This is a genomic window from Streptomyces sp. NPDC005533 (assembly GCF_042871845.1).
Taxonomy (GTDB): domain Bacteria; phylum Actinomycetota; class Actinomycetes; order Streptomycetales; family Streptomycetaceae; genus Streptomyces.
Map to the genome: position 1 here is coordinate 73,999 of NZ_JBIAJH010000007.1, position 17,184 is coordinate 91,182.

Sequence of the window (17,184 nt, forward strand, 5' to 3'; positions counted from 1 at the left end):
CGCGGGATGGAACCGGGACCGTCCGGATCACCTCTTGATGGCCAAAGGGGGATGGGGAATGGGCATGACGATCGCAGTGAAGTCCGTGACGGGACGCGTGGTGGTGGCGGGGCTCCTGTGCGCCGTCCTCGCGGGGTGCGGGACCACCCGGGCGGGGCAGGCCGCGCCGCCCTCCGGCGTCCCCACGCTCGCGCCGGGCGATTGCGACCTCGACGTGCCGACGGACGGGCACACCGGCGCCGACGCCGGCCCCCCGACGGACCAGCAGACCGGCGGCCCCGCCGGTCCGCCGACGGATGAGGACACGGGTGCTCCCGCCGGTCCGCCGACGGACGAGGACACGGGTGCTCCCGCCGGTCCGCCCACCGACGAGGACACGGGTGCTCCCGCCGGTCCGCCGACCGACGAGGACACCGGCGCTCCCGCCGGTCCGCCGACGGACGAGGACACGGGTGCTCCCGCCGGTCCGCCGACCGACCAGGAGACCGGCGGATACGTCGGCCCGCCCACCGACGGTGAGATGGGCAACGGCGGCGGCCCCTGCGGGCCGGCCGACTGGTTCGACATGACCCGGGACTTCAACGCCTACTACGACAAGCACCGCACCGAGCAGGACAGCGGCATCCGCCTCAGGGAAACCCGCGTCCGCAAGGTCAGCGCGGTCGGCGAGGCACGCATCACCTTCACCACCCGGCAGGTGGGCAAGGGCGCCGCCGAGGACGCCCGCCGGATCGCCGAGGTCTTCACCGCATGGCGGCGCCAGGTCTACGGCGACACCGGCACCCTCACCCTCCGCGCCCACGACTACGACGTCATCACCCAGCCGTGGTGACCCCGGGCCATTGCGCGTCCCAGAGCGCGCAGTGGTGTTCGGCCCGCGCGTCCACCGTACGGATCCCGCCCGCGCCCGGCGCCAGCGACAGCACGGCCGCCGCCGACCCGTGGCGCGGCCATGGCGGGGCTCCCGGCGCCGTCGGAACGCCCGTGCGGGCGAACGCGGTCCAGTAGTCGGTCATCCGGTCCGCGAGCCGCCGCTGCGGATCGCTCAGCGGAGCCATCGTGAACAGGTAGGGCAGTTCGAAACCGTGGGCCGCGCCGAACGGCAGCCCCGGCACCTCCGGCAAGCCGGTGAAATTGGGCGCGCCGCGGTCGCTGAACCGGTACTCGTACGTCGGCACGTGCCGGGCCAGCGCCGCGCCGTCCCGCAACGCCGGGCAGATGAACGACGCGTCCGTCAGCAGGGTGGCCCACGCGATCGCCGGTGTCGGGTGGGCCGACACCGGATAGCGGGCCTCCACGGCGTCGGCGGCCGAGGCGCCGAAGGACCGCTCCAGCCGGGCCCGGTAGGCGGCCTCGTCGCCGATCGGGTACGCGGCCAGGGTCTGGACGAGGAAGAGACGCGCCTCGTCCCGCGTGGCGCCCTGCATCACCGGCACCCGGTGGAACCGGCCCGCCTCCAGCGCCCGCCGCGGCTCCAGCGGCAGCGTGCCGTTGCCGTAGGAGACCAGGGAGAAGCGCTGCATCAGGTCGGCGGTCGCGAGGGCGCCCGTGTCCAGGCGGCGCAGGCAGTCCAGTACGCCGGCGGGCCCGCCGCAGCCGAGCCGGGCCGCCGCCAGCGTCCCCTCCTCGACCGTGCGCCACTCGGGCACGAAGGGCTCGTACCTGCCGAGGCCGGGCAGCACCGCCCCGGGAGGCACGGTGGTCGAGCACGACCCGCTCTGCACGATCGCCCGGTGGAAGAGTCCCGCGGAAGCCGGGGAGGTGAGGTGGGCGCAGACGCTGAGCGCCCCCGCCGATTCCCCGAAGACGGTGACGTCGCGCGGGTCCGCGCCGAAGCGCTCCGCGTTCGCCCGCACCCAGCGCAGCGCCGCCCGCTGGTCCGCCAGGGCGAAATCGGGGGCCCCGCCGAGCTCCGGATGGGCGAACAGGCCGAAGACGCCCAGCCGGTAGTTGACCGTCACCACCACCGCCCCGCCCCGCTCGGCCGGCCGGTCCGGGCGGTAGGTGTCGCCCGAGCCGCTGAAGAAGCCGCCGCCGTGGAACCACACCATGACGGGCCGGAGCCGGCCGTCGGCGGCGCGGCCACCCGCCGGAGTGGTGACGTTGAGGTACAGGCAGTCCTCGGAGCCGATCGGCCCGCCGGGCCCGAGCACGGGCAGCTGCACACAGCGCGCGCCGGGCGCCCCGGCATCGCGCACCCCCTCCCAGTGGGGCGCCGGCTCGGGCAGCCGCCAGCGGCGGGCGCCGGTCGGCGGAGCCGCGAAGGGGATGCCCTCGAAGGTGTCGTACGCGCCGTGCGCCCGGCCGCGCACGGCCCCGCGGTCGGTGCCCACGACGGGTTCCGGGTCGACGGCGGGCCGCTGCGGCGGGGCCGCGGCGCCGAGGAGGAGCAACACCACCGGCAGCAGCAGCGCGCACCGGCGTCGGACCTGGCGAATGTCGGGCACGGGCATGCCGACGACCTTTCCCCGGGCGGCCCGCAGGGGCCGGCGGGCCGCGGCCGGGCGGGCCTCGGGCCGGCGCGGAGACCCCCGTTTGCCCGCCTCGAATGGCGCAGTGAGCAGAACTGGCACTCAATGTAACAAAGCGTGCGCTTCCCATGACGCACGATGACCGGCGCGCGATGTGTAGACCCGCGCGTCGGCGAACGGAGCTTTCCATGAATGACCCCATCACCCTCGCGACGACACCCCCCGAAGACCGCCGCGAGACACCCGACTCCACCGCACCGGACGCACCGGACGCACCGGACGCGCCGAACACGCAGCGCATGCGGACCCTGTTGGACGCGGCGGCCACCTGCCGTCCCCTGGAGGAGGTCACCGCCCTGGTGAGCCTCCTCAAGGAGGGCGACGGCCCGCTGCCCGACGCCGGACACGAGGCGCTGCGCACGGCCGCCGTGACCCGACCCGTACAGGACGTGCAACGGATGGTCGCCCTCCTCGGTGCGTCACCGGACGAGGGGGCCGAAGCGGACATCACGTTGCGCGCCGCCGCCGTCGGACGGCCCATCGAGGACGTGGCCCTGCTGGTCACCATCCTCGGGAAGGACGAGACCGGCGCGGCGGACCCGCAGGGCCGGGCCGGGCCCGCCGAGCAGGACGACGAGGAGCGCCACCACGAGCCCGTCGACGAGCCCTACGACGAGCGGTTCGACGAGCCGTACGAGCTGCCGTACACGGAGCTGTACGACGCGCCGTACCGGGAGCGGCAGCAGGATCGGCAACCGGTTCGGCGGCAGGACCCCCGCCGGCGCGCCGCCCCCGCCCCCGCCGCCGCACCGGCCGGCTCCCCGGCCCTGCGGCACGTACTGCGCTGGCCGGTGGCGCTCGCCCTGCTGGTCAGCGGCGCCCTGCACCTGCCGAACGACCTGACGGCCCTGCCGTCCGCGGCCCCCGCCGACTTCCTGCCCCTCCTCGTCGCGGTGCTCTGCCTGGGAGTCGGCGCGCTCGTGGCGCTCCGGGACACCCCCGGGGTGTGGCGGGCCGGCGCGGTCACGGGCACCGGCGTCGTGGCCCTGCACGTCCTCGGCGGATCGGCGGGCTTCGACCCGCTGGCCGGCGCCGTGGGCTCCGCCCTGGCCTGGGCGGGCGTCACCGTCGTGCTGTGCGCGGCGGCCGGCGCCGTCCTCGCCGGACTGGCCCTGAGGAACCGCCAGGAGAACTCGGCCTGACCCGCGGTCCCTCCGCCCGACCGGCACCCCGCGCCCCGTGCGCGGGGTGCCGTGTCATGCGAGCAGGTTCACCGCCCCGGTGAACACGCGCGGGAGCCTGGCGGCCAGCGGGACGATCCGCGGCGCGAGCCGCGGTTGGTGCCGGGCCCAGAGCAGGGAGGCGGTGAGGGTGCGGTAGCCGCGCGACAGGTCCCGCCAGGCCTGCTCGTACGCCGCCGGCCGGCCCTCCCGCACACAGCGCACCAGTTCGCCGGCCGCCGTCACGGCCAGCGTGAGGCCCTCGCCGGTCAGCGCGTCCACGTACCCCGCCGCGTCCCCGACGAACAGGACGCGTCCGGCCACCCGTACGCGGGCCCCCTGCCGCAGCGGTCCGGCCCCGCGCACCGGCGTACCGGCCGCGTCCGCGCCCAGCCGCTCCGCGAGCAGCGGGAAGCGGGCGAGCTGCACGTCGAACGGGGCCTGCTCGGTGGTCAGTACGGCCACGCCGACCCGGTCGGGCCCCAGCGGCGTCACGTAGGCCTCGCACCGCGCCGACCAGTGCACCTCGACGAGGTCGCTCCACGGAGCGACCTCGTAGTGGCGGCGCAGCCCGTAGCGGGCCGGCCTGCGGGGCGCGGCCGGCGTGGAGAGGCCGAGCCCGCGCCGGACGGGGGAGTGCAGGCCGTCGGCGGCGACGAGGTAGCGGGCGGTGAGGCCGGCCGCGCTGACGTGGTGGACGTCCTGGCGCACCTGCTCGACGCGCTGCCGGAGCACCCGTACGCCGAGCTGCGCGGCGCGTTCGGCCAGTGCGGCCTGCAGCGCCGTCCGCCGGGCGCCGAGGCCCGGGCCGGACCGGAAGCGGCCCTCCGCCTGCCGGCCGCTCACGCCGTCGACGTACCGGATGCCGTGGAACGGCTGGCCGGCCACGGGGACGCCCAGCTCCAGCAGCCGGCGTACCCCGCCCGGCATCAGACCCTCCCCGCAGGCCTTGTCGATGGGCGTGGGCCTCGGCTCCACGACCACCACCTCCAGGCCGGCGAGGGCGCCGTGGATGGCGGTGGCCAGCCCGGCCGGGCCGCCGCCCGCGATCAGCAGGTCGATCACGGCCGGGCGCCCGCGGACGGGACGGACGAGGGAGCGCGCAGCCGGCCGCCGTCGGTCAAGGCGGTGTCCTCACAGCCGATCCGGACGCGCAGCAGGAGCAGGTTCAGCACGGTGAAACCGAGCGCGGTCAGCCAGGCCGAGTGCACGAGCGGGAGCGCGACCCCCTCGGCGACCACCGCCACGTAGTTGGGATGGCGCAGCAGCCGGTACGGTCCCGCCGCCACCAGCGGCAGACCGGGGACGACGACCACCCGGGTGTTCCAGCGCCGCCCGAGGGTGGCGATGCACCACCAGCGCAGGCCCTGGGCGGCGACGACGACGCCGAGGGCCGACCAGCCCAGCAGGGGGACGAACGGTCGGGAGGCCAACCAGGGTTCCACCACGCAGCCCACCAGCAGCGCGGTGTGCAGGGCGACCATGGCCGGGTAGTGGCCGCGGCCGTACTCGCGTCCGCCCCGGGCCAGGCTCCAGGCGGTGTGGCGGCGGGCCGTGATCAGCTCGGCGAGGCGCTCGGCGACGACGAGGCCGATGAGCAGCAGGTAGGGGCCGAGGGAGGAGGGGAGAGAGGGCAAGGAGCTCATGAGGTCACCGGGTCCATCGCGTTCGTCGGGTCACCAGCGGAGGAGGACGAGTTCGGAGGCGAAGCCCGGGCCGAAGCCGAGCATCAGGCCGACCGATCCGGGCGCCGGCCCCGCGCTCTGGACGCCGTCCAGGATGTGCAGGACCGAGGAGGAGGAGAGGTTTCCCACGGCCGCGAGCGAACGCCGGCTCGCGGCGAAGGCCTGCTCCGGCAGTGCGAGCGCGTCCGACAGCGCGTCGAGGATCTTCGGGCCGCCGGGATGGCAGATCCACGCGTCGACGTCCGCGGGCTTGAGGTCGTGGGCGGCGAGGAAGGTCTCGACCTCCTCGGCCACGTGCAGCCTGACCAGGTCGGGGAGTTCACGGCCGAGCACCATCCGCATCCCCCAGTGCCCGATGTCCCAGCCGAGGAGGTGCTCGGTGCCGGGATAGAGCCGGCTGCGGGCGGCCACCACCTCCGGCCCGGCGCCGGTGGCGTGCAGGGGATGGTCGTGGCCGACCGCCAGCAGGGCGCCCGCGCCGTCGCCGAAGAGGGCCCCGGCCACCAGGTTCGCCATCGAGGTGTCCGTTGACTGGAGGGTGAGCGAACACAGCTCCGTCGACAGCAGCAGGGCCGCGTGGCCGGAGTGGCCCGTCAGGTGGTCGTGGAGATGGCCGAGCCCGGCCGCGCCGGCCGCGCAGCCGAGGCCGAAGAGCGGCACCCGCCGCACGTCGGGCCGGAGGCCGGCGCGGCTGGCGAGCCGGGCCTCCAGAGACGGCGTCGCGAGCCCGGTCACCGTGGTCGACATGACCAGGTCCAGCTCGCCCGGCACGAGGCCGGCGTCGGCGAGGGCGAGTTCGAGGGCGCGGGCGCCGAGGTCCAGGGCCGTCTCGACGAACAGGGCGTTCGTCGTGCCGAAGTCGTTCGCCGGCCCGTACCACTCCAGCGGGAGCGCGAGATGCCGGCGCTCCACGCGCACCGAGGCGTGGACCCGGCGCAGCAGGGCCGTATCGGAGCCGGACGGCATGAAGCGGGCGAGCGCCTCGGTGATCTCGGCCTGGAGATGGAGATGGGGCGGGAACACGCTGCGCACTGCCAGAACACGTGTCATTGATTCACCATAGAAAACAACTGACACATCGTTATGAATCAGGAGAACCGGGCGCGGCGCCGCATACCGTGTCGCCGTGCCCGCGCGAACCCCGCAGACCTCCGAGACGACCGCCCCCGCCGAGACGACCGCACCCCCCGAGACGCCCGCCTCCGCCGAGACCACCGCCCCCGCCGTGACGGACGCGCCCACCAGGACCGGCCTCCGGGCCGGCTCCCCACGGACCGTGACCGGCCTGCTCGCGGCATGCCACCCCCTGCCCGCCGCGGCCGTCACCCTGTTCAGCGCCGCCCTCGCGGCCGCCGCGGGCCGCGGCCTGCCGGGGGCGGCCGTCACCGTGGGCGCCGTGGCCGCCGGACAGCTGTCCGTGGGCTGGTGCAACGACCGCGCCGACCTGCGGCGCGACCTGGCCACCGGCCGACGGGACAAACCCCTGGTCGCCGGTACGGTGTCGGCCACCGCCGTGACCCGGGCGGCGGCCCTCGCCCTGCTCCTCTGCGTCCCGCTGTCGCTGGCCGGCGGGCTCCTCGCCGGAGCCGTGCACCTCGTCGGCGTCGCGGCCGCCTGGGCGTACAACCTCCGGCTGAAGAGCACGGCCGCCTCCTGGGCCCCGTACGCCCTGGCCTTCGGCCTGCTGCCCGCCTTCGTCACCCTCGGGCTGCCGGGCGCGCCCTGGCCGCCGCCCTGGCTCACGGCCGCCGCGGCCCTGCTCGGCGCGGGCGCGCACTTCGCCAACGTGCTGCCCGACATCGAGGACGACTTGGCCACCGGCGTGGTGGGACTGCCCCAGCGGCTCGGCGTACGGCGCTCGGCCGCGCTGGCCGCCCTGCTCGTCCTCGGGTCGACCGCGGCCCTGATCGCGGGCCCGCCGGGGCCGGTGACGGCGTACGGCCGGGGGCTGCTGGCCGCGACGGCGGCGGCGCTGCTCCTCGCCGCCCGCCGGCCCGCAGGAAGGCTCCCGTTCCTGACCACCATGGCGGTGGCCGCGGCCGACGTGGTCCTGTTGCTCGTCGAACTCCGCCCCTGAACGGCCGCCCTTCCGGCGTACGTGATCAGCTCGGAGCGCCGCTCGTGTGAGGGCACCGGCCCCGGCACGCCGGTCCTTACGGGGCGCGCCGGGTGTCGGTCCAGGTCAGGAGCTCGTCCGCGGGCCAGGTGTTGATGATCCGCTCGGTCGGGACGCCGCACTCCACGGCCCGTTCGCAGCCGAGGATCTGCCAGTCCAGCTGGCCCGGGGCGTGCGCGTCGGTGTCGATCGCGAAGAAGGTGCCGGCCGCCACGGCCAGGCGCAGCAGCCGGCGGGGCGGGTCCAGGCGCTCGGGCCGGCTGTTGATCTCCACCGCGGTCCCCGCCTCCGCGCACGCCGCGAAGACGGCCTCGGCGTCGAACTGCGACTCGGGCCGGGTGCGGCCGGTGACCAGCCGTCCCGTGCAGTGGCCCAGGACGTCCATCAGGGGATTGCGTATGGCGGCCAGCAGCCGCCGGGTCATCGACGGCGCGTCCATCCGCAGCTTCGAGTGCACGGAGCCGACGACGAGGTCGAGCCGTTCCAGCAGCTCCGGCTCCTGGTCCAGCGCCCCGTCGTCGAGGATGTCGCACTCGATGCCGGTGAGGAGCCGGAAGGGCGCCCACGTGTCGTTGAGCTCGGCCACCACCTCCAGCTGCTCGCGCAGCCGCTCGGGGGAGAGCCCCCGGGCGACGGTCAGCCGCGGCGAGTGGTCGGTCAGTACGGCCCAGTCGTGGCCCAGCGAGGCCGCCGCCCGGCCCATCGCCTCGATCGGGCTGCCGCCGTCCGACCAGTCCGAGTGCAGGTGGCAGTCGCCGCGGAGCGCCGCCCGGAGCGCGGTGGCGGCGGGCGTGGCCGGCGGCCCCTCGGGGTGCGCGGCGGCCTCGTCCTCCAGGGTCTGCAGGTAGGCGGGCACCGCGCCGTCGAGTGCTTCCCGTACGACCTGGGCCGTCTTGGGGCCGATGCCCTTGACGGCCTCCAGGGAGCCCGCCGCGACCCGATCGGCCACCTCCCGCTCGTCCATCCGGGCGAGCGCCGCGGACGCCGTGCGGAAGGCCCGTACCCGGTAGGTGGGGGCCTGCGCGCGCTCCAGCAGGAAGGCGATGCGGTCCAGTGCCGCCACCGGTTCCATCGCGCACCTCCTGCCTTTCCCGGATCCAGTGTCCGGTGCGGGAGGCGGCTACGCCTCTCCGGCCTCCCGCGGCACGGCCGCGTCGAGGGCGGCGGTGAGCCGGTTCAGACGGGTCTGGAGGTCGAGGACCTCGGCGAGCTCGAAGCCGGTCGCCGCCGCGATCCGCCGGGGCACCTCGGCGGCGCGCACGCGCAGCGCGACGCCCTCGTCGGTGAGGTGGGCGTGGACGGAGCGCTCGTCCTCGGTGCTGCGCTCACGGCGGACCAGTCCGGCCGTCTCCAGCCGCTTGAGCAGCGGGGACAGCGTGCCCGAGTCCAGCCGCAGGTGCTGCCCGATCTCCTTGACCGGCAGTTCGCCGTGTTCCCAGAGCACCAGCATCACCAGGTACTGCGGGTAGGTGAGCCCCAGGTCCTTGAGTACGACGCGGTAGAGGCCGCCGAAGGCACGGCTCGCGGCGTTCAGCGCGAAGCAGATCTGGCCGTCCAGGCGCAGGAAGTCCTGGTCGGGGTGGGGTGCGGTCGGCTGCTCGGTCATGACGGCCAGTGTACCCGGACCAGACTTGAGCGGCATTGAATTGCACACAACTCAATTGCGTGCTCTACTGGTGGAGCGCGGCCGACCACCGGCCGCCACCCCGGTTCATTTCTGCGAGAGGAACTCTCATGGACGCGCTCTACACCGCTGTCGCCACCGCCAACGGCCGCGAGGGCCGCACCGTCAGCTCCGACGGCCAGATCGACCTCGCCCTCGCCATGCCCCCGGCGCTCGGCGGCAACGGGCAGGGCACCAACCCCGAGCAGCTCTTCGCGGCCGGCTACGCCGCCTGCTTCGCCAGCGCGCTCGGCCTCGTCGGCCGCCAGGCCAAGGCCGACACCAGCGAGGTCTCGGTCACCGCGGAGGTCTCCATCGGCAAGGACGGCGCCGGCTTCGGCCTGGGCGTCACCCTGCGCGTCGAGCTCCCCGAGTCCCTGGCGGGCGAGACGGGCGCCCTCCTGGTGAAGCAGGCACACGAGGTCTGCCCGTACTCCCGCGCCACCCGCGGCAACATCGACGTCGACCTCGTGATCGAGTAAAGATGCCGCACACCCGGCGCGCGGCGACCATGGAGGGGCACCGAACCCCAGGGGGGCCGCACGCCGGGAGGCGCCAGTGGCGCGCACCTGCACAACGGACGTCCTCGTCGTCGGCGCCGGCCCGGTCGGACTCACGGCCGCGGCCGAGCTCCGCAGGCGCGCCATCTCCTGCCGGATCGTGGACCGGCTGCCCGCCCGGCTGCCGTTCGCCAAGGCCGTGGGCGTCCAGCCGCGCACCCTGGAGATCTGGGACCGCATGGGACTGATCCGCACGGCCCTGGAAGCGGCCGTCCCGATCCGCGGCCAGTACCTGTACGTGAACGGCATCGAGCAGCCGCGCATCGACCTCGCCCTGCCGCCCGAAGTGCCCTACGGGTTCGCGGCGCTGCCGCAGTACGAGACCGAGCGCATCCTCGACGAGTTCCTGGCCCGCTTCGGCACCGCCGTCGAACGCGGCACCGAGCTGGTGTCGTTCCGGCAGGACGCCGACGGCGTGACCTGCCGGCTGCACACCCCGTCCGGCGCCGAGGAAGAGGTGCGCAGCCGCTTCCTGGTGGGCTGCGACGGCGCGCACAGCATCGTCCGCAAGGGGCTCGGGCTCAGCTACGAGGGCGGAGCCTTCCCCGAGGAGTACATGCTCGCCGACGTACGGGTCGACTGGGGCGTACCCCGCGGGTTCGGCGTGCGCTCCCTGCACCGCGACGGTGAGGGCGCCGTCGACGACCTGCTGGTGTGCATCCCGCTGCCCGGCCCGGGCCGCTACCGGATGTCGATGCCGGCGCCCCCCGAACTCTCCACCGCGCGGAAGGCCGAGGACGCCTCCGACGGCATCACCCACGGCCTGCAGAGCAGCCGGGCCCCCGGACTGGCGGACGTCCAGGCCGTCCTGGACCGGCTGTCACCCGAGCCGACCACCGCCTCCGACATCCGCTGGGCCTCGGTGTTCCGCATCAGCCACCGGATCGTGGACCGGTACGGGGACGGCCGGGTCTTCGTCGCCGGGGACGCGGCCCACATCCACCCGCCCACCGGCGCCCAGGGCATGAACACCGGTATCCAGGACGCCTGGAACCTGGCCTGGAAACTCGCCCTGGCGGTCCGGGGCGCGGCCCACCCCGCCCTCCTCGCCAGCTACGACAACGAGCGCCGGCCCGTCGGCGAGGAAGTCGTCGGCCGGACCGTGCGGCACGCCGTCAAGGGGTTCGAGGCCGACCCGGACGACCCGCAGACCCTGATCCTGCGCGAGGCCCAACTCCTCGTCGGCTACCGCGGAAGCCCCGTCGTGGACCCGCCCGGCGAGGGCCGCGGGCCCCGGCCCGGCGACCGGGCACCGGACTGCGGCGGCCTCACCGGCGAGATCCCCGCCTACCCGCTGCGGCTCCACGACCTCCTGCGGGAGCGCGAGCACCTGCTGCTGCTGTACGGGACCGGACCCGGCCTCGACCAACTCGTCCGGACGGCACGGGAGTCCTCCGGGGGCCGGGTGGAGACCTGTGTGGTGCTCCCGGCCGACGCCCCGGCCGATGCCCAGCCCGACGGCGAGGCCGGTGCGCCCTCGCTGCCGGTGTACAAGGACTCCCGCGGCGAGTTCGCCCGCCGCTACGCCGTCGACCAGCCGACGGCCTTCGTGATCCGCCCGGACGGCTACCTCGGCGCCCGCCTCACCCCGCCCGCCCCGCGGCCACTGGCCGCCCACCTCGGGGCGGTCTTCGCCACGAACGACGAGGCCTGACCGGCGACGCCGTGACTCCCGGCCGTCGGCCCCGGCCGTCAGCCCCGGCCCTCGGCGCGGGCCTGGGCGCGGGCCGTCAGCCCCGGCCCTCGGCGCGGGCCGCCTCACGGCGCCCGCGCTTGCCCAGCGGCACCTGCGAAAGGTCCTGCGCCTGCGACTTCAACTGCTTGAAGCCGTAGCCCCGCTCGGTCAGCCAGCTCTCCGCCGCCAGCTCCGCACGGGCCGTCGCGTCGAGGAGGTCCGCCTCGGCCTCGCCCGAGTCCAGGAAGCGGAAGGTGAAGAAGGGCCGGGCCGCGAGGTCGTACGTCAGGTGCCCCTCGGCGGTGAACTCCGCGCGCAGCATGTCGTGCTCGGGCGCGGCCGCGAGCAGCTCGGCCCGCTGGTCTTCGGTCAGGGCGTCGAACGAACCGCGGACGGTGATACGGAAGGTACGGGTACTCATCCAGGCAGAGTAGGACGGGCGCTCCGTCCGGTGCACCCGGATATCCGCCGGTCCGCCCCGTCCGCCGCCCCCGTCCACCGCCGGGGCACCTGGCGGAAAGCCGTCCACCCCCTGAAAGCCACGACGGGGACCCGGTTTTGGATTGCCGGACGATCCTCAATACGATCCGGCGATGATCACTAGAAAACGGCTGGCGGCCGGGGCGTGCGGCCTGCTCGCCGCCCTGGCCGTCGGGCTCTTCCCGGCGAGCGCCACCGCCGCCGACGGACCGACGGCCAAGGAACCCCCCAAGGTCGACCTCGTCCTCGACGTCAGCGGCTCCATGCGGGCCACGGACATCGACGGCCAGTCCCGGATGGCCGCGGCGAAGCAGGCCTTCAACGAGGTCATCGACGCCGTACCCGCCGAGGTGCAACTCGGCATACGGACCCTGGGCGCGACCTATCCCGGCGAGGACAGGGCGCTCGGCTGCAAGGACACCAAGCAGCTCTACCCGGTCGGGCCGCTCGACCGCACCGAGGCCAAGACCGCCGTGGCGACCCTCGCCCCCACCGGCTGGACCCCGATCGGACCGGCCCTCCAGGGCGCGGCCCAGGACCTCGAAGGCGGCAACGCCACCAAGCGGATCGTGCTCATCACCGACGGCGAGGACACCTGCGCCCCGCTCGACCCCTGCGAAGTGGCCCGCGAGATCGCCGCCAAGGGCATCCATCTCGTCATCGACACCCTCGGCCTGGTCCCCGACGCGAAGACCCGGGCCCAGCTGACCTGCATCGCCGAGGCCACCGGCGGTACGTACACCTCGGTACAGCACAAGGCGGAACTCTCCAGCAGAGTGCGCCAACTCGTCGACCGGGCCGCCGACCCGGTCGTCAACCCGGTGGCCACCGAGGGCGCCAAGCAGTGCGAGGGCGCCCCGCAGCTGAAGGCCGGCCTCTACAGCGACCGCGAGACCTTCGGAGAGCACCGCTGGTACCGGGTGGACGTCCTCCCGGGCCAGGAGCTGCGCGCCTCGGTGAGCATCGGCGCCGACCGCGCCGTCAACAAGGACTACGGAGTCCTGTTGCGCGCGACGACCGTCCACGGACGCGAGATCGTGCGCGGCTCGGAGGCGGGCGACGGGCGCACCGACGTCCTCTCCACCGGACTGAGGTACCCGAAGGCCGAGGTCGACGACGACGAGGACGGGGACGGGAAGCCCGCGGCGGAGACCGTCTGCATCCAGGTCAGCAACTCCTTCTCCGCTCCCGCGTCCGTCAAGACCACCCCGGGCATGCCCGTCGAGCTGACCATCGACCTGGTGGACGGACCCGACGGCGCCTCCGACGTGGCCGCCTTCGGTCTCGGCCGCGGCTGGTGGCTGCTGGCCGTGCTGGCGCTCACCGGACTGCTGGCGGGTCTCGTGTGGGGATGGATCTCGCGCTGGCGCATTTCCGTCTGGAGGACCAACTGATGCGTACCGTACGCACACTGACCGCCGCCCTGCTCGCCACAGCCGCCGCCCTCACGGTGGCGGGCACCGCCGTGGGCACGGCCTTCGCGGACACGCCGTCGGCGAGCCCCACCACCCCGGGCAAGGGCAAGGCCGACTCCGCCCCGACCGAGGCGGGCACCGGCTTCCGTACCGCCGCGGCGTTCCGGCCGGGCCAGAAGGCCACCGCCGGGGCGTCCACCGGCGACTACCTCTACTGGGTGCTGCCGCTCGACGCGCAGCAGCGGGCCACGGTGAAGGCCGCGGTCACGCTGCCCGCCTCGGCGAGCCGGCACGGCGCCTCGACCTGGCAGCTCGACGTGTACGACGGACTGCGCCGCAGGCAGGCGTGCACCTACGGCACGCAGAGCGCGGCCGCGGCGAAGGAAGCCACCTCCGTCGAACTGTCCTGCACCCTGCGCACGGTCCGCGCCGGCGCCGAGCAGTGGGCCAACGACCCGCTGCCGGGCAGCTATTACGTCCGCCTGACGGTCGTGAACCTGCCGGAGGAGGACCTGGGCCTGCCGGTGCGCGCGGCCGTCGAGGCCGAGGTCAAGGAGACCGGCGGCGTCCACGCGGTGGACGGTGCCCTGTCCACGCCCCTGGTCGCCGGCACCGTGACCGCGTCCCTGCGCGAGCCGGAGGACGGCTGGTCCGGCGGCTGGTGGTCGGACCGCTGGATCTGGACCGCGATGGGCGGCGTACTCGCCGCCGCCGCGGGCCTGTTCGGGTACTCGCTGACGCGCGGCTCGGGCCGGCCGGCGCGGGTGCCGCACGGCGCCTGAGCCACCGCACGGCGAGGCGGTCGCGGCCCGAGGGCCGCGACCGCCTCCGCCTGGTCGGCCGTTCTAGCGGACGCGGGTCATGCGGGTGCCGAACGAGGGCTCGGCCAGGTCCCCCCGGACCGCCACCGGCACGCTCCTGGCCGCCTCGCCCTCGCCGACGGTCAGTACGCCGACCTCGGAACCGGCCTTCGCGGTGTGCGGCAGCGGCGCGGCACCGGGCGCGAGCGACAGCTTCAGCTGCTGGCCCGGCACGCCGATCACGTCCAGGTCCTTGGTGGCCACGAGCGGCATGCGACCGCCGAGCCCGTCGTCCAGGTACCCGACCTGCTGACCCTTGCGGATGACCGGGGCCGACGCGAGCGCCCCCCGTACCGCCTCGATGATCTTCTTGCTGTTCGCCTGCACCAGGGCCAGGCTGTTCCTGGCCTCCGGGTCCGGGCCGTCCACGTGCTGGTCCATCAACGCGCCGAGGATCAGCTGGTCCTTGTCGCCGACCGTCTTGTACGCCGCCCACAGGAGGGTCCCGCCGGCGGGCGTGCTGGAGCCGGTCTTGATGCCCCGGACGCTCAGGCCCCCGGTCGTGGTGAGCAGGACGTTGTTGTTGGTGAGCGGCGTGGACAGCCCCTTGATGCTCGCGGTGGGCAGGGCGACGATCGCGCGGAACGTCTCGTCCTGCATGACGGCTTCGGCGAGCTTCAGCTGGTCCGCGGCGGTACTGACCGTGCCCGCGTCGAGACCGCTGGGGTCCGTGTACGTGGTGTTCGTCATCCCCAGCTCCTTGGCGGCGGCGTTCATCTTCTCGACGAACGCGGCCTCCGAGTCGCTGCCGGTGTCCCAACGGGCCAGCAGCCGGGCCACGTTGTTGCCCGAGGGGATCATGAGCATCTTGAGCATGTCCTGCTGGCCGAACTTCTGGCCGACGGTGAGTCCCGTGATCCGGGACTCGAACTCCGAGTTGCCGTCCGCGACCGCCTTCGCGTCGACCGTGACGTCGGGACCGGGGTCGCTCTTGCGCAGCGGGTGCCCCTTGAGGATCACGTACGCCGTCATCACCTTGGCGACGCTGGCCGTCGGGACGGGCTTCTGCTCGCCGAAGGTGCCGAGGCCGCCGGAGCCGACGACGCGCACGGCCCCCTGGCCCTGGGCGGGCCAGGGGATGGAGAACTGCCCTTCGACGGTGCGGTCGGTCTCGGTGGAGACCATCTGCGGGGCGGGCAGCGGGCGCAGCATCTGGGCGCCGACGTAGGCGCCGGCGAGGAGGAGCAGGACCGGGGTCCACACCTTGACGCGGCGCACGGCGGTCCGGCGCGGGGTCTCGGGCGGGGGAGCGGTGTTGGTGAGCTCGGCCAGCAGATCCAGCGGGGGCAGCGGAGCGTTTGCCTCCGGCGGCTGGGGCGCGGCGGGCCGGGCGGGCGGGGCGGGCGGGGCGGCCGGGGGGACGTCGAGCGGCTTCAGCGCCACGAACTGGCTGGTCCGCTCGGAGTCCGCCCCCGCCCCGCCCTCACGCGCCCAGGAAGGCACCTTCGGCCGGGGCGCGACGAGCACCTGCGTCACGTCCGCCCCGTCCTCGCCGCCGCCTCCCTCGACCGCAGGCGCGCCTACCCGCCCGGCGGGAGCCGCCCCCTCGCCCTCGGCGTCGCCGCCGGCCTCGGCTTCGGGCGCGGCTGCGCCAGCGGGCCCGCCCTTCGCCGCACCTTTGCCCCCGGCCTTGGCGTCGCCGCCGGCCTCGGTGTCGGCCTTGGGTGCGGCCTTGGCGTCGCCGCCGGCTTCGGCTTCGGGCTTGACCGCGGCGTCGGTTTCGGGCGCGGCTGCGCCGGCGGGCCCGGCCTTCGCCGCACCTTTGCCCTCGGTCTTGGCGTCGCCGCCGGCCTCGGCTACGGGCTTGACCGCAGCGCCGGCTTCGGGTGCGGTGGGGTGAGCGGGTGCGCCTGCCAGGGCGGCCTTCGCCGCACCGTTGCCCTCGGCCTCGGCTACGGGCTTGACCGCGGCGTCGGCTTCGGGCGCGGCTCCGCCACCGAGCCCGGCCTTCGCCGGACCTTTGCCCCCGGCCTTGGCTTCGGTGTCGACCTTGGCGTCGGCCTTGGGTACGGCCTGAATTGCCGGCCCAGTCGCGGCTGCGCTCGAACCGGCCGCGGTTTCTGCGACGCCGACTTCGCGTGCCGCTTGAGCAGCAGCCTCGCCCCCCTCCGATCTGGGCCCGGTGTTGCCGTCGGTTTCGGCTTCGGGTGCGGTCGGGTTCGCGGGCGCGCCCAGCCGGCCAGTCACCGCACCCTCGCCCGCGGCCTTGGCTTCGGTCTTGACCGCACCGTCGCCCTCGGCTGCGATCTCGCTCGCCGCGTCGCCCTCGGCTACGGGCTTGACCACACCGGTGGGCTCGGCTCCGCCGTCGGGCGTGGTCTCCGCTCCGGCCTTGGCCTCGGGCTCGGCTGCAGCGTCGCGTTCGGCGTTGGCTTCAGTCTCGGGTGCGGTGGAGCCGGCAGGGTCCTTCGGAACGGCCGTAGCCTGGGCTTCGGGCTCAGCCCCCGCTTCGGCGGTCGGCTGGGCTGAGTGCTCGGTTGCGGCTTCGTCCGAAGCGTCCACCTCCGGTTCGGCCTCGGCCACGGGCTCGACCGCAGCCGTGGCTTCCGCCCCTGCCTCGGCATCGGCACCGGCGCCGGCCGTTGCGTTCGGCTCGACCCGGGGTTCTGCCTCGGGCTCCGCATCCGTGTTGGCCTCGGCCCTGTCCTGGCGCCCGGCCTGCGCCCGGCCCCCGGCTTCCGCCCCGGCCTCGGCGTCAGGCGTCGGCTTCGGATCGGCCTCGGGGGCGGGCGGGGTTTCGTGTGCCCGGGGGTGGGGGGTGTGGGGCTGCGTGGGGTCGTCGTCCCTGATCTCGGGGGCGACATCGGGTTCCGTCCCCGCGACGGCGGCCCCCTGCTCGATCTCCGGGTCGTCCGAGGAACCGTCCGCCACCGTTACCGCCTTCATCCCTGCCCGCCTTGCTGTTCACGCCGTTCCGATACCGTGCGGCGGGGCCCCGAGGAGCCCCGCCGAAGTGCTAGATGTGCGGGGTGCCCCCGCCGTTCCGCGCGCTCGATCCTGTGACAGTTCGGTCATATTCGATTGAGTACGGCTACTCAT

15 protein-coding genes are annotated in these 17,184 nt (G+C 74.9%); 7 read left to right on the top strand and 8 right to left on the bottom strand.

Annotation, left to right across the window (positions count from 1 at the left end; translation table 11 throughout):
• Nucleotides 1-64: 64 nt before the first annotated feature.
• Nucleotides 65-832 carry a hypothetical protein gene (locus ACFYP3_RS09265; protein ID WP_388829178.1) on the top strand — a complete coding sequence of 256 codons (768 nt, stop codon included), beginning with the start codon at nucleotides 65-67 and terminating at the stop codon, nucleotides 830-832.
• On the opposite strand, the gene ACFYP3_RS09270 is transcribed toward ACFYP3_RS09265, so the two are convergent.
• The gene (locus tag ACFYP3_RS09270) at nucleotides 816-2,453 is read right to left on the bottom strand and encodes a carboxylesterase/lipase family protein (RefSeq protein WP_388829181.1); all 1,638 of its coding nucleotides are present in this window, start codon (nucleotides 2,451-2,453) and stop codon (nucleotides 816-818) included. The two genes, ACFYP3_RS09265 and ACFYP3_RS09270, sit on opposite strands and share 17 nt — an antisense overlap.
• Before the next feature lie 206 nt (nucleotides 2,454-2,659).
• Between ACFYP3_RS09270 and ACFYP3_RS09275 the strand changes: the two genes are divergently transcribed.
• On the top strand, nucleotides 2,660-3,673 hold the full coding sequence (locus tag ACFYP3_RS09275) for a hypothetical protein (RefSeq protein WP_388829184.1): 1,014 nt from the start codon (nucleotides 2,660-2,662) through the stop codon (nucleotides 3,671-3,673).
• A gap of 54 nt (nucleotides 3,674-3,727) precedes the next feature.
• Here ACFYP3_RS09275 and ACFYP3_RS09280 read toward each other — a convergent pair whose 3' ends face one another.
• Genes ACFYP3_RS09280 through ACFYP3_RS09290 form a run of 3 tightly spaced genes read right to left on the bottom strand, consistent with a single transcriptional unit; the run spans nucleotide 3,728 to nucleotide 6,426 of the window.
• A complete protein-coding gene (locus ACFYP3_RS09280) occupies nucleotides 3,728-4,756 on the bottom strand; it encodes an NAD(P)/FAD-dependent oxidoreductase (protein WP_388829187.1) in 1,029 nt (342 codons plus the stop codon).
• Nucleotides 4,753-5,337: an isoprenylcysteine carboxyl methyltransferase family protein gene (locus ACFYP3_RS09285; protein ID WP_388829190.1), complete on the bottom strand. Its 585-nt coding sequence runs from the start codon at nucleotides 5,335-5,337 to the stop codon at nucleotides 4,753-4,755. The genes ACFYP3_RS09280 and ACFYP3_RS09285 overlap by 4 nt, the downstream gene beginning before the upstream one ends.
• Nucleotides 5,338-5,367: 30 nt before the next feature.
• Entirely contained in the window at nucleotides 5,368-6,426 is a 1,059-nt protein-coding gene (locus ACFYP3_RS09290; RefSeq protein WP_388829193.1) for a type III polyketide synthase, read from the bottom strand.
• 76 nt (nucleotides 6,427-6,502) lie between these two features.
• Here ACFYP3_RS09290 and ACFYP3_RS09295 point away from each other — a divergent pair, with 76 nt between their 5' ends.
• Nucleotides 6,503-7,453: a UbiA family prenyltransferase gene (locus ACFYP3_RS09295; RefSeq protein ID WP_388829195.1), complete on the top strand. Its 951-nt coding sequence runs from the start codon at nucleotides 6,503-6,505 to the stop codon at nucleotides 7,451-7,453.
• A gap of 76 nt (nucleotides 7,454-7,529) precedes the next feature.
• Here ACFYP3_RS09295 and ACFYP3_RS09300 read toward each other — a convergent pair whose 3' ends face one another.
• Both ACFYP3_RS09300 and ACFYP3_RS09305 read right to left on the bottom strand, forming a co-directional pair.
• Nucleotides 7,530-8,564 (bottom strand): PHP domain-containing protein, encoded by a 1,035-nt coding sequence (locus tag ACFYP3_RS09300; RefSeq protein WP_388829197.1) that lies wholly within the window; start codon nucleotides 8,562-8,564, stop codon nucleotides 7,530-7,532.
• A gap of 48 nt (nucleotides 8,565-8,612) precedes the next feature.
• Nucleotides 8,613-9,098 (bottom strand): MarR family winged helix-turn-helix transcriptional regulator, encoded by a 486-nt coding sequence (locus ACFYP3_RS09305; protein ID WP_388829200.1) that lies wholly within the window; start codon nucleotides 9,096-9,098, stop codon nucleotides 8,613-8,615.
• A 128-nt stretch (nucleotides 9,099-9,226) separates the two neighbouring features.
• Here ACFYP3_RS09305 and ACFYP3_RS09310 point away from each other — a divergent pair, with 128 nt between their 5' ends.
• Both ACFYP3_RS09310 and ACFYP3_RS09315 read left to right on the top strand, forming a co-directional pair.
• Nucleotides 9,227-9,637: an organic hydroperoxide resistance protein gene (locus tag ACFYP3_RS09310; RefSeq protein ID WP_030770995.1), complete on the top strand. Its 411-nt coding sequence runs from the start codon at nucleotides 9,227-9,229 to the stop codon at nucleotides 9,635-9,637.
• Between the two features lie 76 nt (nucleotides 9,638-9,713).
• On the top strand, nucleotides 9,714-11,369 hold the full coding sequence (locus tag ACFYP3_RS09315) for an FAD-dependent monooxygenase (RefSeq protein ID WP_388829203.1): 1,656 nt from the start codon (nucleotides 9,714-9,716) through the stop codon (nucleotides 11,367-11,369).
• 76 nt (nucleotides 11,370-11,445) lie between these two features.
• Here the strand turns inward: ACFYP3_RS09315 and ACFYP3_RS09320 are convergent, their stop codons facing one another.
• Entirely contained in the window at nucleotides 11,446-11,811 is a 366-nt protein-coding gene (locus tag ACFYP3_RS09320; protein ID WP_388829206.1) for a DUF6204 family protein, read from the bottom strand.
• A 172-nt stretch (nucleotides 11,812-11,983) separates the two neighbouring features.
• Between ACFYP3_RS09320 and ACFYP3_RS09325 the strand changes: the two genes are divergently transcribed.
• Nucleotides 11,984-13,264, top strand: a complete 1,281-nt coding sequence (locus ACFYP3_RS09325) for a VWA domain-containing protein (protein ID WP_388829209.1) — start codon at nucleotides 11,984-11,986, stop codon at nucleotides 13,262-13,264.
• Nucleotides 13,264-14,067, top strand: coding sequence for a hypothetical protein (locus ACFYP3_RS09330; RefSeq protein ID WP_388829212.1), 804 nt, complete (start codon nucleotides 13,264-13,266; stop codon nucleotides 14,065-14,067). Before ACFYP3_RS09325 ends, ACFYP3_RS09330 begins: the two co-directional genes overlap by 1 nt.
• Nucleotides 14,068-14,130: 63 nt before the next feature.
• Here the strand turns inward: ACFYP3_RS09330 and ACFYP3_RS09335 are convergent, their stop codons facing one another.
• Nucleotides 14,131-17,031, bottom strand: coding sequence for a serine hydrolase (locus tag ACFYP3_RS09335; RefSeq protein ID WP_388829215.1), 2,901 nt, complete (start codon nucleotides 17,029-17,031; stop codon nucleotides 14,131-14,133).
• Nucleotides 17,032-17,184: the final 153 nt, after the last annotated feature.